This window comes from Myxococcus eversor, from assembly GCF_010894455.1.
Classification (GTDB): domain Bacteria; phylum Myxococcota; class Myxococcia; order Myxococcales; family Myxococcaceae; genus Myxococcus; species Myxococcus eversor.
On the sequence record NZ_JAAIXY010000014.1, the window covers coordinates 75,848 to 91,615 of the forward strand.

Below are 15,768 nucleotides of genomic sequence, written 5' to 3' on the forward strand. Positions count from 1 at the left end.
GGGCGGGCCCGCGGCTTCATGACACTCAGGCGGAGGGCAGCACGCCGTTGCCCTCGTGCGCGACGGCCAGGGCCTCCGCCGTGGCGCCCTCCGCGAACAGGGACGCACCCGAGGACGGACGCACCTTGGGCGGACGACCCCGGCGCTTCGGCGCGTTGTCCTCGTGGCCCTGCTGCGCGGCCACCGGCTCCGCGGCGACACCCTCCGTCTTCGCGCCCTTGCGCACCGGACGCGGCAGGTGGATGGCCTCCAGCTTGGTGTTCAGCTCCGGGTTCTCCTCGGAGAACACCCGCGCGTACGCCAGCGCGCGCTGGCCCTTCTGCAGCAACGCGTCCTGGCTCTCGTGCAGCGACTGACGCGCGGCCTCCAGCGCCGCCTGCGCCTTCGCCACCGCGTCCGCCTTCGCCTTCACCTGCGCCGCCGCGTCCTCCAGCACCTCCCCGCTCATGTCCGGGAAGCGCACCTCCGCCAGCTCCGTGGTGAACAGCTCGAGCAGCGCACGCAGCGCCGGGGAAATAGGGTCGTTGTCGTTCGAATCGAACATGGCGGGCCTCCTGGCTCCTCGCGATGGGGAGACCATCTGCTCACGTGTTCAGTGTCAGATCAAGAGGGTACGCTGCCGGGCCGGAAAGTCGGCCCCGTCCGCGTTTTCTCCCACACATCGCCGGCTGACGCTTCGTTCAGTGCCGGTGACTCGGGTTCAATCCACGCGGACCAGGGACGCTTCGCGCAGCCCCTCGTTCGCGCCGATGTCCACCGCGAGGTAGTGCCGCCCCACGCCGTCGAACGTCTCCGGAATCGCGCCACCACCGCCGGAGATGAACGCGGGGATGCCCGCGTTGGTGAAGGAGTAGTACGAGTGGATGTGGCCGTAGAGCGTGAGGTCCACGCCCTCGCGCGCGAACTTGCCCACCAGCCCCGCCGACTCGCCCCGGTTCGCGAAGCCGCCACCGCGCAGGCCCACCGGGTCCTGCGGCGGCACGTGCATCGCCACGATGTGCGTGCCCTGCCGCGACGCCGCCAGCCACCCCTCCAACTGCTCCTCGACGATGGGGTCCAGCGTGCCGTTGCTGGAGTCCACCACCGTGAAGCGCACGCCCTGGAACACGAAGCTCTGGCTGCCGCGCCCCACCAGCGTCGTGTACTCCTCCGCGTCCTTGGAGAAGGTCTCGTGGTTGCCCAGCGTCGCATACAGCGGAATGGGCGAGCCCGCCTCCAGGCGCTCCTGGAACTCCAGCAGCTGCTCGCGCGTGCCGTTCTCCGTCAGGTCTCCAGAGAAGAGGATGAAGCGCAGCGAGTCATCCTTCGACAGCCGCGCGTAGATGTCGCCCACGCGAGGCAGCGCCTCCTGCACGTCCGCCAGCGCCGCGAAGCGGAAGGGCGCCGTGGAGTCCCACCCCGGAGGTGCCACGCGCAGCCTGGCCACCGCGCCGGGACGCAGTCCCACGCGCCACGCCTTCACGGTGGGGAGCACCTGCGGCACCGGCTCCACCGCCAGCACCTCGCCATCCTCCAGCTCCGCGAGCAGCTCCGCGCCCGGCATCGCGTTGCGCACCGTGAGGACCCAGTTCGACGTCGCGTCCGCGCTCAGCGTCGCGCGCGCCGTGAACACCGGGGCGTTGCCCCACAGCATCACCTCGCCCGAGCCGACACTCCGCACCGCCGCGAGGCCGTCCTCCACCTCCAGCGACAGCCCGCCACCCTCGGCGCGGCCCACCTTCGAGTCGCGCACCGCCCGGTTCTCCGCGGGACGCAGGCATCCCGTCATCAGCAGCGCCGACAGCATGCCCATCGCACCGATGCGACTCACGACTCACCTCCCAGCGCATAGACGAGGGACAGCCGCCCGACGAGCGCGCCACCCGCCTGGAACTCCGCGGCGACGCCCCACGTCTCCGTCAGCAGCGCGCGCGTCCGGAGCCCGAAGTTGCCCACCACGCCTCCGCCCAGCCCTCGGATTCCGCCCGCGAAGCCGTCCTTGCGGTGGTCATAGAAGAGCATCGCCTCGCCCTTGAACGGCCCGCCGCCGCGCCCCAGCCACACGCCGTAGCCGAAGCTGAAGAGCAGCTGCGAGTGCAGATTCCCGTCGCTCACCGGGCCCGGGTAGCTGTAGCCCTGCAGCGCCATGCCGATGCTCGCCTCCGCGAAGGAGCCGGCCAGCGACGGACTCACCCGAGACATGGCGTAGCGGCCCCGGAAGCCCACGTCGCCGCCGACGACGGTGAAGCCCTCCGTGGGGAAGCGATGGAACAGGCCGTACAGCTCCGCGTCCAGCGACGAGCCATCCGAGCCCGCGCGATTGCGCTCCGGCTCACCCAGCAACCGGTACGCGCCGCCCAGCCGCACCTGCGTGTTGCCCTCGTCCGGGGCCAGCCGCGCAATCGCCTCCAGCTTCACCTCGTCGAAGCGGGCCAGCGCGCCCAGCGACACGAAGTGGTCATACGCGAACGAGGTGTCGCTGACGTACTGGTAGCCCATCTCGAACTCGACCGGCGGCAGCGAGGACGCGGGCACGCCCGGGTCGAACGTCGGTGACACCACCGAGTAGAGGTTGGCGATGGCGGAGATGCCGAACACGCTGAAGCCCGCCAGCGTCACCGCGTACAGCGGCGCGATGGTGCGTCGCGAGGCTCCCGTGAGCGCGATGGGAACCCCGCCCAGCGCGATGAGGCCCAGCCCCGTGCCCTCCAACGCGAACAGCCGCTTCGCGGTGTGCCCGTCTCCCGCCAGCGCCGGCGCGAGCCCGTGGAACAACAACCCCGGCACCACCGCCACCGCCGCGGGCACCACCTGGAACGAGCGCGACGAGTCCAGGAGCGCCGTCGTCGACGCGGGCACCGGAGACAGCGGGCTGCTGGGGACGCCGTGCGGCGACAGGGGCGAAGGCATGCCCATGGGCACGTCGGCCGCGCTTCCCTCGGCGGTGACCTCCGGCGACGCGGCCTCGGCGCCCACCGGCTCGCCCTCGGACCTGAACGGACCCGACGACATGGCGCGCAGCTCCGGCGCGGGAAGCGGCGACTGCATTCCCAGGTCGGGCATCGGCAGGGAGTCATCCGGCGCCCGGGGTCGCCGGGGCGCTCCCACCGTGGCGCGACCTGGCAGGTCCCTCGGGATATCCGAGCCACCCAACTGAGGGCTCCTCGCCAGCAGCTCGAAGGCGGACAACGGCTCCGGGTCCTGGGCCAGGGCCCGGCCAGGAAGGACGAGGAACGCTCCCACCAGCGCCAGGGCGAGAGGCCTCGAGCGGGGGGATTGCGCGGACAGCATCGGCTTCGCCTCGTTTCTCCGGAGAGGGCCACGCCGCCCTCATCCGCCGGCCCGGGGCCGTGCCGGCCTACATAACCGCGCTCCGGCCTCCCGCAGCGTGGTCCTCCGTGAAGAAATGTGAAGTGAGCTGACAGTCACACCCCTGTTTCAATCCAACCCACTGGAATCACTGGGCAACTCCACGACATTGCCCCGGACCCCGGATTATCCAGCCCCTCGACGAATCATTCTGAGAAGCCGTGGCCCTCAGTCCGAGAACGACCCACCCGCCGGGAGTCCGGGACGAAAGCGGGTCCTGGCGCGTGGATCACCCAGCCGAGGAGTGCCGGAGCCCGCTCGGAGCGGCGGATCTCACCACCGTCACCGAAAACTTCGCGTGCGACGCGAGCCCGTTCCGGGACTTTCAGAAGAACAGGAGTATGCTCAATCTTTCACAACGTCCTGACCTGGCCTTGTAATCGTGGCGGATCCGACTCCCCAGCACTTCGGCAAATACGTCCTTCTTTCGAAGATTGCCGCGGGAGGCATGGCCGTCACCTACCGCGCCCGGATGACCGGGGCCGCGGGCGTCACGAAGCCCTGCGTCATCAAGCAGATCCTCCCCCACTTCGTGGACGAGGCGGACTTCGTCGAGATGTTCATCGGCGAGGCGCGGCTGGTGGCCAGCATGAGCCACAGCAACATCGCCCAGGTCTTCGACTTCGGCGAGGTGGACGGCCAGTACTTCATCGCCATGGAGCTGGTGCAGGGCCAGCCGCTCTCCAAGGTGCTTCGCCGGGCGGCGCGCGCGGGCATGGCGTGCTTCCCCGAGGCCCTGGCGCTGCACGTGGCGAGCAAGCTGTGTGACGGCCTGGACTACGCGCACCGGCACGTGGGCGAGGACGGCGTGGAGATGGGCCTGGTGCACCGGGACGTCTCTCCGGACAACGTCCTCATCTCGTACGAAGGCGAAATCAAGGTCATCGACTTCGGCATCGCCAAGGCCACCAGCGCGGTGGAGGCGAAGACGTCGCCGGGCACGCTCAAGGGCAAGTACCCGTACTTCTCCCCGGAGCAGGCGCGGGGCCGACAGGACCTGGACTCCCGCACGGACGTGTACGCGGCGGGCGTGGTCCTCTACGAGATGGTGTGCGGCAAGCGTCCCTATGAGGGCGAGTTCGTCACCGTGTTGCCGCGCATCCTCACCGGCGACTGCCTGCCACCGTCGGCGCACAACCCGGCGGTGAGCCCGGACCTCGAGACGGTCATCTCCCATGCGATGGCCATGGAGCGCGAGTCGCGCTACCAGACGGCGAAGGAGCTGAGCGAGTCGCTGGTGGAGTTGCTCTACCGCGACAACCCGCGCTTCACGCCCGCGCTGCTGTCGCAGTTGATGGCCTACCTCTTCGCCGAGGAGCTGATGGCGGAGGGCCGCAAGGCGGAGGTGTCGCCCGCGTTCAAGGAGCAGATTTCGCTGTGGCAGCTGGGCACGGTGGAGCCCTCGGCGGGCCGCGCGAGGCCCCTGTCCTCCAGCAGCGGCTCGGTCAGCAGCAACCCGCGCGCCTCCAGTCCGGGCATGCGCTCCAAGCCGGGCAGCGACAGCGGCGCCAGGCCCCCGAGCGACGGCGCGCGAAAGTCCCCCGGCAGCAGTCCGGGGATGCGCAAGGTGACGAGTTCGGGCAGCATCCGCCGCGCGACGAACACCGGCATCCCGCGTTCGGAGGGTGGCGCCGTCCGCAGACCCGTGACGAGCGAGCGCCCGGGGCCGCCGGTGCCGGAGCTGCCGGACGAGCCGGACACGGACTCGGCGGACATCCTCAAGACCTTCATTCCCACCGTCGTGCCCGCCGCGCTGGCCACCCTGGCCGCGCCGCTGGACACGCCCGTGGAGACTCCCGCCGTCACCGGCCAGTCCATGGCCACGCAGCCCGCGGGCGTCTCCAGCGCGGGCCGGACGTACACCGGCACGGGCTACCGCACCGCGGCGGACGAAGCACGGGAGCTGTTGGCGAAGGAAGAAGCCGAGCGCATCGCGAAGCAGCAGAAGGCCATGAAGACGATGACCATCTACGTCTTCGGCGCGGCCATCGTCATGCTGTTCATCGCGCTCTTCTACAACTTCGTCATCAAGTCGGACTCGCCCGAATCGGCGTCGAACGCCGGCACGCTGTGGCTCGCCTCCAAGCCCTCGGGCGCCAAGGTGAAGCTCAACGGCCGCGACGTCCCCGGCAAGACACCCCTCATGGTGGAGGGCGTGCTCGTGGGCGAGGCCAACACCCTGGTGCTCACCCTGCCGGGCCACCTCGCCTGGACGCGGCGCTTCACTCCCACGTCCATGATGATGGAGCCGATGAACGCGGAGCTTCAGCCCCTCGTCACGACCCCGGAGCCTCCGCCCGTCGTCGAGAAACCCGCCGAGAATCCCGTCGCCGAGAAGCCCGTGGAGGCAGCGCTTCAGCCCGTCGCCATGGCGGCGCCGCTGGACGACGGCGGCACTCCGGCGACGGCCGACTCGGGTGTGGCGATGGTGGCGGGCACGAAGGCCATCGACGACGATGACGCTCCGCAGCCGCTCGTGGCCAAAGGGGAGAAGAGCCAGGCCGAGCGCGAGCTGAACGAGGTGGACTACCCCACGCGACTGCTGGTGCTGCGGCCCATGTTCAACGCCGCGCCCATCCCCGAGTACGCGACGGCCACCATCGACCTGAATCCGGCCGTGTCCTATTCGGTGTGGACGCAGGGCTCCGCGTCCCTGGCCGAGGGCCGGGGCACCGCCTCCGGGACACTGGTCTACTTCGCCGAAGGTGACGGTCCCGTGGATGGCAGCTTCGGACTCCTGAGCGCGTCCACGCGCACCATCAAGAACGCGCGGAAGCTGTACGTGTTCGCGGTGGACGACAACGGGCCGGAGGACAACAGCGGCAGCATCCGCGTCGTCGTCCGGCAGTCCGCCTACGTGCCGCCGCGCGCGCTCACCTTCGAGGCGAAGGAGCACTCGGTGCAGCTCAAGCCCGAGCACCAGGTGGTGCTGCGCGGCCTCAACCCGCGTTCGACGTACCTGTTCACCGTGCGCGACGACTTCGCGGAGCTGCGCTCCGGCGCCAACGGCCGCGTGCGGCAGGTGCTCTGCATCGAGCGCGGCACGTCGCCGTCCTCCGTCCGCGCCACGCACCGCGTGCTGGAGACGGGCAAGCGCTACCAGGTCACCGACACCGAGGACCTGCGCTGCTTCTTCCCGGACTCGAAGCGGAGCGACAACCAGGGCGCGCTCGAGGTGGACGTCGTGGATGCCACCTCCCTGTCGCGGAAGGACCGGGCCGCGGCCATGCGGGGCTCTCGCCGCTCGGAGCGCTGAGGGACTCGCGCCGCGAGCAGCCTGGCGGACAGGCCCTCCGTCCTCCTCCCGCTTCACGAGCCTGCGCGGGAGCCATGCCTGGAACGCCCGGCCCCGCGCGCTTCATCAGGCCCTCGCGGTGGCTACCTTCATCACAGGGAGTCGAAGGCGCGAGGTGATGAGAGCTTCCCGCCGTAAGGGCTATCGGGGGCCGCGAACGCGTTGGCCCGGCTCGACAAGACGGGAAAGGCACGTGGGCGCGGAGCCGAGGAGGGCACCGGGCCCACGAGTCTATCCAGCGTCCTCTCGCGCACGCATCAGCGCCGCCAGCTCGGTGTCCCCCGCGAAGGGGCTGCGCTCCAGGGCCGCCATGACGGCCTCGCGGTCCGCCTCGCCCTTGTTCTGGCTGAGCTTGAACTTGCCCTCCAACCGCGTCACCCGCAGCTCGAAGGCGACGATGCCGCCCACCAGCCGATCCACATACTCCTGGGACTGCTCCAGGGTCCACGGCCGCTCGTTGCCCGCCTCGTAGCGCGCGGCGGTGTCGCGCAGGATGCGCAGCACCTCGTCCCCCGCGTCGATGACCTGGGGCCGGCCATACACATGCACCGTGGCGTAGTTCCACGTGGGGACCTGGGGCGCCGTCGCGTACCAGGTGGGTGACACATAGGCGTGCGGCCCCTGGAAGATGACCAGCACATCCCGCTCCGCGGAGAAGGCGCGCCACTGGGGATTGGGCAGCGCCATGTGCGCGAGCAGCCGGAGCGCTCCCGACGCGTCCTGTTCCACGAGGAAGGGCAGGTGCGTGGCGAAGGGGGCGCCGTCCTCGCCCACCGTCACCAGCGTGGCGAAGGCATGGCGCGTCATCAACTCCAGCAGGCGCCGCGCGTCCCGTTCCTCGAAGTGGCGAGGGATGTACATATCCCCTGCGTCCCTCGGGTCGCCCGCACGGGTCAACGGGGTGCTTAAGAACTCCGCAAGGTTTGCCCCCTAGCTTGAAGGCTGGGCGCGGGACAGGGCCGGCCACGCGCTCCGAAGTGACTCTCGGGGAGTACACATCCATGAAGCTCAAGGCAGGTTTGCTGGCAACGGCGCTGTTTGGAGTGGGCTGTGGCGCGGAGAAGGACGCGGGCATCACCGAGCAGCAGTCCCAGCTCGCGGTGGCATCGGCCGTGGGAGAGGCGCAGTCCGTGGACGTTCCGCTCGGCGCGCGCTTCCTGGAGGGACTCCTGATTGAGGTCCGGCGCTGGGAGCACGAGGGCTACCAGTGCGACGCCGAGCCGGAGACCGCGAAGGTGGAGGTCTGCGGTCAGAGCCTCCCCTCGGAGCTGCACCTGTCCTGGACGGACTGCCAGGCGCGCACCCGGGGCCGCGGGGGCTGCGGTTGGGACCGTCCCCAGCCGCCTCCTCCCGACAGCGGGACGCCGACGTCGCAGCCCACTGAGGGAGAGGGCCCGCGCGGGGAACGCGCCGACGTGGTGTCGTCCGGCTCGGTGGACGTGGTGACGGCCATCGCCCCCGTGGAGGAGTGCGCGGAGAACGCGCCGCTGCGCTTCGAGCAGCAGTCCACGCATGACATCACCCACACGGCGACGGATGGCCAGAGCGCGAAGATGACGGGCAGCATCGCCTCTGTCTCCGTGCGCGTGCCCGGAGCCCAGACGCTCAGCCGCACCGTCGACTTCGACACGACGCGCACGAACCTGGATGCCCAGGGCACGGTGGTGGACAGCGTCCACCTCACGGGCACGCTGGAGGAGACGTTCGACCCGGAGGCCGCCGAGCCCACGAGGACGAGCCACGGCACGCTCACCGCGACACTCGCGGATGGCAGTGTCTCCACCGTCACCCAGTTCGGCATCGTGCGGGTGCCGCCCTCCGTGTGCGCGTGGCCCATCGCCGGCTCGCAACAGCGCACGCTGGCGGATGGCACCACGCACACGCTGGTCTTCGGCCCGGAGTGCGGACAGGCCACGCTCGACGGTGAGGCCCTCGCCCTGCCCTCGCGGCCGATGGGCCCCGGTGGCGGAGGCTTCGGCGGCAAGCGCCCCGGTGGTGGCCCTCCGCCGCGTGGCGGCCCGGGGGGTGGTGGCGGCGGTCGCTGACGAGCTGAATCACAATCCCTGAAACGACACGGGGCGCGGTGCCTGGATTGGCGCCGCGCCCCGTCGACGTCATCGGCCACCGAGCCCGTGGGCCCGGTGGACTCACTGACTCAGATGTCCAGGTTCTGCACGTCCAGCGCGTTGCGCTCGATGAACTCGCGGCGCGGCTCCACCGCCTCGCCCATCAGCAGCGAGAAGATTTCGTCGCTCTCCACCGCGTCCTCCACCCGCACCTGGAGCAGCGTGCGCGTGAGCGGATTCATCGTCGTGTCCCAGAGCTGCTCCGGGTTCATCTCGCCCAGACCCTTGTAGCGCTGCATCCCCAGGCCCTTCTGCGCGTCCTTGCGCAGCGCCGCGTGGACCTCCTGCACGGAGAACGCCGTCACGTGCCCTGCGTCCACCTTCACCCGGTAGGGCGCGTCACCCAGCGCCTTGAAGGAATCCCGCAGCGACACCAGCTCCTGGTACTCCGGAGACGACAGGAAGGTGTGGTCGAACACCGTCGCCCGCATCGCGCCATTCACGTCCGTGCGGAACACCAGCCGCTTCGTCTGGTGCTCGGAGTCCGTCTCCACCTCGTGCTTCACCCGGCCCAGCACGTCCGGCATGCGCCGCTCGAATTCGGAGAGCGCGCCCTTCACCGCCTCCGCCAGCGCCGCGTCGTCCGCCAGCATCTCCGCCGTCAACCGCGCGCCCTGCACCACCGCGTCCACCACCCGCGCGTCGCGCCGCTTCGCCTGCTTCTCCAGCCGCTCCTCGTAGGTAATCACCTTCTCCAGGAGGGCCTTCAAGTCCGCGCCACCCACCTCGCCCGCGGGCGTCAGCACGCGACCGTGCTCCGTGGCGATGTTCAGCAGGTACTCGTCCAGCGCGCGCTGGTCCTTGACGTACTTGTCCTTCTTGTTGCGCGTGACTTTGTAGAGCGGCGGCTGCGCGATGTAGAGGTAGCCCTTCTGCAAGAGCTCCGGCATCTGCCGGAAGAAGAACGTGAGCAGCAGCGTGCGGATGTGGCTGCCGTCCACGTCTGCGTCCGTCATCAGGATGATGCGGTGGTAGCGCGCCTTCTCCGGGTTGTAGTCCTCCGGACCGATGCCCGTGCCCAGCGCGGTGATGAGCGTGACGATTTCGGCGCTCGTCAGCATCTTCTCGAAGCGCGCCTTCTCCACGTTCAGGATCTTGCCGCGCAAGGGGAGGATGGCCTGGTTGCGCCTGTCCCGTCCCTGCTTCGCGGAGCCGCCTGCGGAGTCACCCTCGACGATGTACAGCTCGCTCTCGTGCGGGTCCCGGCTCTGGCAGTCCGCCAGCTTTCCAGGAAGCCCACCACCGTCCAGCACGCCCTTGCGGCGCACCGTCTCACGCGCCTTGCGCGCGGCGAGTCGGGCCCGACAGGCGTCGCCAATCTTCGCGACGATCTTCTTGCCGATGAGCGGCGTCTCCTCGAGGAAGGTGCCGAGCATCTCGTTCACCATCTGCTCGACCAGCCCCTTCACCTCGCTGTTGCCCAGCTTCGTCTTCGTCTGGCCCTCGAACTGGGGGTTGGACACCTTCACGGAGATGACGGCGGACAGGCCCTCGCGAGCGTCCTCGCCCGTGGGCGTCTCCTTGAGGTCCTTCCAGATGCCGCTCTTCTCCGCGTAGCTGTTGAGCGTGCGCGTCAGGCCCGCCTTGAAGCCGGACAGGTGGCTGCCGCCGTCCTGGGTGTTGATGTTGTTGGCGAAGGTGAAGACGCGCTCGTCGTAGCCGTCGTTCCACTGCAGGGCCAGGTCGAGCGCCACGCCGTCCTTCTCTCCCGAGAAGGAGATGGGCTTGTCGTGGAGCACCTGCTTCGACTTGTTGAGGTACTCCACGAACGAGGAGATGCCTCCGTCGAACTTGAAGTCGTGCTCCTTGTTCGTGCGCTCGTCGCGGATGGTGATGTGCAGCCCCGCGTTGAGGAACGCCAGCTCGCGCAGGCGCTGGCTGAGCGTGTCGAAGTTGAAGTCCACCGTCTCCATCACGGTGTTGTCCGGCTTGAACGCCACCGTCGTCCCGCGCTTGTCGGTGGTGCCGACCTCCTGCGGGTGCGAGTTGGGGACGCCCCGGGCGTAGGACTGCTCGTACACCTTGCCGGCGCGCTGGACGCGGACCTTGAACCACTCCGACAGGAAGTTCACGCAGGTGACGCCCACGCCGTGCAAGCCGCCGGAGACCTTGTAGGCCCCGTTGCCGAACTTGCTGCCGGCGTGCAGCTCCGTGAGGACGACCTCGAGCGTGTCCTTGCCCTTGAACTTGGGGTCCGGGTGCGGACCGACGGGGATGCCACGCCCGTTGTCATAGACGCTCAGCGAGCCGTCCACGTGGATGATGACCTCGATGTCCGTGCAGTGGCCCGCGAGCGCCTCGTCCACGGCGTTGTCGACGACCTCGTAGACGAGCTTGTGGAGCCCGTAGGTCATCGTGTCGCCGATGTACATGCCGGGGCGCTTGCGGACTGCTTCCAGGCCCTCGAGCTTGGTGATGCTATCGGTCCCATACTCCATGGGCAGGGGAGCGACCGAGGCACCGGTAGCGGGGGTCTTTTCCATGTGATGCTGTCCTTGGAAAAAGGAGCCTTGCAACAGGGCTGTGCCTACCATCTCGAGGCACACTGAACAAGAGTAACGAGCCCGCGCAAAGCTGCGTAAATATTCGTGAAAATCGCTTGGCAGCCCCTCGGGGAGGCGGCCTCCGGAAACCGGGGGGTCAGGCGTCGAATCGCGACGGTGGGAGGCGGTCCTCCAGCGCCGAGATCAGCTCTTCGAAAACAGCCTTGCGGGCGAAGAGATGCCGGGTGACGAGCACCCTTCCCTCCTCCTTCAAGAACAAACCGAGCACGTTCCCCCTCTTGCCGAGCCGGCGCACGGAATCAATCTGTCCCCAGTGCAGCTCCAGCTCCCGGGAGCTGAAGGGGCGGGCCACGCGGACACCCCGCGTGTCCAATGAGATGCCCCAGCCGGCGCGAGGTCGCAGCCGGTGGATGGCCACGAGGAAGGCGAACATCAGGCCCGCCGTCACACCCGCGCGGGCCATCTCCTGGATGCCCCCGCCGTCCCGGGCGCTGGCCAGGGCCCAGGCGGTCAGCACCGCCAGGACACAGGCGCCCAGGAAGAGGCTGATTCGAGTGGCGCGAGGGTCGAAGGCGTAGAAGCGCGGGCTCGTCATGAGTGCCCGCGCACCCTAGCCGTCCTGGCGGGCTCGCGCGCGGTTTTGAGCACGCGGTTGTTCGCCGTCCGGCGTGGGCCGCCTACGCTCTACCCGCCCCATGACCGATGCCGAACTGAACGACCGATTGCGCGCCAACGTCATCGCCTTCAAGCACCTCCAGCGCGAGCGTGGCCTGCTGCGCCATGGGGGCGCTCCGGGGGTGGACGCCTTCGCCCTGCCCGGTTACCCCGGCGAGGTCCACTTCCAGCAGGCGTACTTCACGACCCCCCAGGCGCTCGCCGAGGGACTCCCGGCCCTGGAGGCCTTCTACCGGGACCTGGGCATCCCCTCCTGGCGCGTGGCGGTGCTGCCCGGGGACGACGAGGGCTCCCGGGTGCTGGGCGCCGCCGGGTATCGCCCCGACTCGCGACTCCCGGCCATGGGCATGGCCCTGGCGGACGCGCCCGACCAGCCCCCCACGTTCCCCCTGGTGGAGACGCCGGAGCAGGACGAGATGGTGGACCTCAACATCCGCGTCTGGGGGAAGTGGGACGACATCCTCACGGTGTGGAAACAGCCGCCCCTCTTGCCCGTGCGCACGCTGGTGGCGCGCGAGGAGGGCAAGGCCCTGGCGTGCGGCTTCTCGCTGGACGTGGGGGACACCGCGGGCGTGTACATGGTCGTCACGCTGCCGGAGGCGCGGGGACGCGGGCTGGCCGCGGAGGTGATGCGCGGGCTGCTCACGGGCGCCCGGGAGCGGGGCCTCGCGGCGTCCGTGCTCCAGGCCACCGAGCAGGGCCGGAGCGTGTACCGCAAGCTGGGCTACCGCGAGCTGGGGGACTGGGTGAACTGGATGCGGCGCGCCGACTGACGAAGGCCCCCGGGTCAGCGCAGCGCTTCCAATTCCTCCAGCACGGCGAGCACCTGTCCGGGCTGCCGGGCCTCGATGAGCCGCTCCGACAGCCCGCGCGCCGCCAGCCGGGCCACGTGGGCCATGCGCGTCAGCCTCACACGGCCGCGCTCGCCGTCCACCGCCGCCACCACCAGGCGCAGCGGCCGGCCGTCCGGGGTGTCCACGTGGAGGCCCTTCGCCAGCGTCACCAGCGCGGCCACCGGCGCCGCGCCCTGGAGGAAGACGTGGGGCACGGCCACCTCGCCGCCCACCGCGCACGAGGACTCTTCATCCCGCTGGCGCAGTCGCTCCGCCAGTCGTGCCGCGTCCCAGCCGGGCAGCGTCGCGGCCAGCCTCCCCGCCACCACGTCCAGCACATCCTCCCAGCCGCCACAGGAGAGCTGGAGCACCACCCGCTCCGGCGTCAGCAGCGGCGCCAGCGCCGGCACCGCCGCGTCGGACAGGCCGCCCCTCACGGGGAACTCCGCGTCCAGGAAGTCGCGCACCCGGGCCAGTTGCGTCCCCGACAGGCGCCGCCGCGCCAGCTCCAGGAAGAGCGTCCCGGCGCCCGGCACGTCCTCCAGGTACTCGGACACGTACGGGCTCATCCGGTTCGCCACGTCCATCAGCAGCGCGGGCGGCACGTCCAGCTCGCGAGCAATCGCCGTCAGTCGCTCCGCCGTGGGCGGCGCGTCCACGCCGTGCTCCACCCGACTGAGGTACGCGCTCGAAACGCCGATGCGGCGGGCCATGTCCCTCAAGGACAGGCCCGCGTCCACTCGAAGCAGTCGCAGCGTCGCGCCCAGGTGCATGGGGCTCAGCTCCTCGAAGCCACCGCGGGAGCGGCGGCCTGGGACTCGACGGCGGCCTCCACCACGGGCTCCGACTCGTGCACCACCAGCAGCGAGCCCGGCGCGTCGCGGACGATGCGCTCTCGCTGCAGACCGAACACCCGGTCCTCCAGGCCCCACGGCGCGCCCACGCCCACCACCACCAGGTCGTGGCCCCCGTTGCGGGCCTCCTCCAGCGCGGCCTCCTCCGGCGACGCGTGCTGGACCACCTTCAGCCGCACGCCCGAGCCCTCCGCCGCCGGGAACAGCTCGTCCACCTGCGCGCGCGCGCCGTTGCTCTCACTCGACGTCACGTGCAGCACCGTGATTTCCGCGCCGGACTGCCGCATCAGCCGCCGCGCCAGCTTCAGCGCCGCGCGGTCATGTCGGCTGCCGATGAAGGGCACCAGCACGCGCTTGATGTCCGACAGGCCCCGGTCCACCAGCACCGCCACCGTGCCGGACGCGGCCTGCATCACCTCGTGCACCGTGCCGCCCAGCACCGTCTGGCTGAACAGCGGCTTGTGCCAGCCCAACAGCACCAGGTCCGCGTGCTTCGCCTCCGCCGTGCGGCAGATGTCCTGCGCGGGCTCCGTCGACACGAAGGACAGGGGCCTCACCGCCAGCCCCAGGCTCTTCGCCCGGCCCAGCAGCGGCGCGAGCGCGCCCTCCCCCTCCGTCTCGTGCTCCAAGGCGCGCGACTCCGACTCCGTGCGCAGCGACACGCGCTCCGGATGCACCAGGTGCAGCGCGTGCAACTGCGCGCCCTCTCCCCCGGACAGGGCCTTGGCGAGGCTGGCCATGCCGGGGCCCGCCTGCTGGTGGGAGACGCACATCAACACCGTGTAGGGCGTCGAGCCGGGAGCGGCGGGGGGCTCCACCTCCAGCCTGTCCCGGGCCAGCTCCTCCGTCGGATAGAACAACTGCAAGAGCGGCGTGGTCATGAACGTCGTCACCAGCGCCATCAGCACCATCATCGTGAAGAGCGTGGGCGAGATGACGCCCAGGTCCAGGCCCAGGTTGAGGACGATGAGCTCCATCAGGCCGCGCGTGTTCATCAGGATGCCGATGGCACCCGCCTCGCGCCACCGCATGCCCGTCAGCCGCGCCGCCACCGCGCTGCCGCCAAACTTGCCCAGGCAGGCCAGCAGGATGATGGCGCCACACGCCAGCCACGCCTCGGGGGTGTTGAGCAGGCCAATCTGGGTGCGCAGGCCGCTGAAGGCGAAGAAGATGGGCAACAGCAGCACCACCGCCACGTCCTCCAGCTTCTCCGAGAGCGCCTCCGCCAGCCCGCCCTCCTTGGGGATGACGGCGCCGAAGAGGAAGGCCCCGAAGAGGGCGTGGATGCCGATGAGCTCCGTGGCCCACGCGGACGCCAGCAGCAGGAGCAGCGTGCCCGCCACCACGTTCTGCGTCAGGCCCTCGCGGCTGGCCACCCGGGCGCCCAGGCGCGCGAGGAAGGGCCGCACCGCCAGCAGCATGAAGGCGATGTAGCCCACGGCGAACGCCGTGGTGAGCCCCGCCTGCGCCAGGTTCGAGGCGCGGACGATGGACACCACGAAGGCCAGCAGGCACCACGCCGTGACGTCGTCCACCGCCGCGCAGGTAATCGCGATGGCGCCGATGCGCGATTGCAAGAGCCCGCGCTCGGTGAGGATGCGCGCGAGCACCGGGAAGGCGGTGATGCTCATCGCCACGCCCATGAAGAGCACGAACGACGAGAAGGGCACGCTCGGGTCCGAGAAGTCCTTGTACAGCCACAGCGCCGCCGCCACCGCGCCCAGCGCGAAGGGCACGACGATGCTGGTGTGACTGATGGCCACCGACGCGTGGCCTCGGCCCTTGAGGAGCTTGGGGTCCAGCTCCAGGCCAATCAGGAACATGAACAGCACCAGGCCCACCTGGCTGAGCATCTTCAACACGGGCAGCGAGTCGGTGGGGAACAGCGCGTTCATCAAATCCGGCGCCAGCCACCCGAGCAGCGAGGGGCCCAGGACGATGCCCGCCACCACCTCCGCGATGACCAGCGGCTGACCCAACCAGCGCGTTCCACGCCCAATCAGCCTCGACACGCCGATGATGACGATGAGCTGCATCATGAGCAGCGTGAGCGCGTTGGTGTGCATCCTACCTCCGTCGAAGCTTGCGTGTTAAGTGGGCACTTACCAGCCCCCCTCGCGGAGCGTCAAACGG

Annotated in this window: 11 protein-coding genes; 3 read left to right on the forward strand and 8 right to left on the reverse strand. The window is 70.0% G+C overall.

Features of this window, described 5'->3' with window-relative positions; translation table 11 throughout:
- Positions 1–25 precede the first annotated feature (25 nt).
- The 3 genes from G4D83_RS26690 to G4D83_RS26700 form a co-directional block, all read right to left on the reverse strand.
- The gene (locus G4D83_RS26690; protein WP_163867665.1) at positions 26–544 is read right to left on the reverse strand and encodes a hypothetical protein; all 519 of its coding nucleotides are present in this window, start codon (positions 542–544) and stop codon (positions 26–28) included.
- Positions 545–700: 156 nt separating this feature from the next.
- Positions 701–1,801, reverse strand: coding sequence for a metallophosphoesterase family protein (locus G4D83_RS26695; protein ID WP_163867825.1), 1,101 nt, complete (start codon positions 1,799–1,801; stop codon positions 701–703).
- A gap of 5 nt (positions 1,802–1,806) precedes the next feature.
- Positions 1,807–3,270, reverse strand: a complete 1,464-nt coding sequence (locus G4D83_RS26700) for a hypothetical protein (RefSeq protein ID WP_163867666.1) — start codon at positions 3,268–3,270, stop codon at positions 1,807–1,809.
- 460 nt (positions 3,271–3,730) lie between these two features.
- Between G4D83_RS26700 and G4D83_RS26705 the strand changes: the two genes are divergently transcribed.
- Positions 3,731–6,604: a serine/threonine-protein kinase gene (locus G4D83_RS26705; protein WP_163867667.1), complete on the forward strand. Its 2,874-nt coding sequence runs from the start codon at positions 3,731–3,733 to the stop codon at positions 6,602–6,604.
- Between the two features lie 270 nt (positions 6,605–6,874).
- Here G4D83_RS26705 and G4D83_RS26710 read toward each other — a convergent pair whose 3' ends face one another.
- Entirely contained in the window at positions 6,875–7,504 is a 630-nt protein-coding gene (locus G4D83_RS26710; protein WP_163867668.1) for an FMN-binding negative transcriptional regulator, read from the reverse strand.
- Positions 7,505–7,644: 140 nt separating this feature from the next.
- Here G4D83_RS26710 and G4D83_RS26715 point away from each other — a divergent pair, with 140 nt between their 5' ends.
- Complete coding sequence (locus tag G4D83_RS26715; protein WP_163867605.1) at positions 7,645–8,688, forward strand: hypothetical protein; 1,044 nt, start codon at positions 7,645–7,647, stop codon at positions 8,686–8,688.
- A gap of 110 nt (positions 8,689–8,798) precedes the next feature.
- On the opposite strand, the gene gyrB is transcribed toward G4D83_RS26715, so the two are convergent.
- Both gyrB and G4D83_RS26725 read right to left on the reverse strand, forming a co-directional pair.
- Positions 8,799–11,252 carry a DNA topoisomerase (ATP-hydrolyzing) subunit B gene (gene gyrB / locus G4D83_RS26720; protein ID WP_163867669.1) on the reverse strand — a complete coding sequence of 818 codons (2,454 nt, stop codon included), beginning with the start codon at positions 11,250–11,252 and terminating at the stop codon, positions 8,799–8,801.
- A 157-nt stretch (positions 11,253–11,409) separates the two neighbouring features.
- Entirely contained in the window at positions 11,410–11,868 is a 459-nt protein-coding gene (locus G4D83_RS26725; protein ID WP_163867670.1) for a hypothetical protein, read from the reverse strand.
- Between the two features lie 100 nt (positions 11,869–11,968).
- On the opposite strand from G4D83_RS26725, the gene G4D83_RS46950 reads away from it, so the two are divergent.
- Positions 11,969–12,721, forward strand: a complete 753-nt coding sequence (locus tag G4D83_RS46950; RefSeq protein WP_205522718.1) for a GNAT family N-acetyltransferase — start codon at positions 11,969–11,971, stop codon at positions 12,719–12,721.
- Positions 12,722–12,735: 14 nt separating this feature from the next.
- Here the strand turns inward: G4D83_RS46950 and G4D83_RS26735 are convergent, their stop codons facing one another.
- Together G4D83_RS26735 and G4D83_RS26740 are read right to left on the reverse strand one after the other, a co-directional pair.
- Positions 12,736–13,554, reverse strand: a complete 819-nt coding sequence (locus G4D83_RS26735) for a helix-turn-helix domain-containing protein (protein WP_163867671.1) — start codon at positions 13,552–13,554, stop codon at positions 12,736–12,738.
- 5 nt (positions 13,555–13,559) lie between these two features.
- Positions 13,560–15,701, reverse strand: coding sequence for a cation:proton antiporter domain-containing protein (locus G4D83_RS26740; protein WP_163867672.1), 2,142 nt, complete (start codon positions 15,699–15,701; stop codon positions 13,560–13,562).
- Positions 15,702–15,768: the final 67 nt, after the last annotated feature.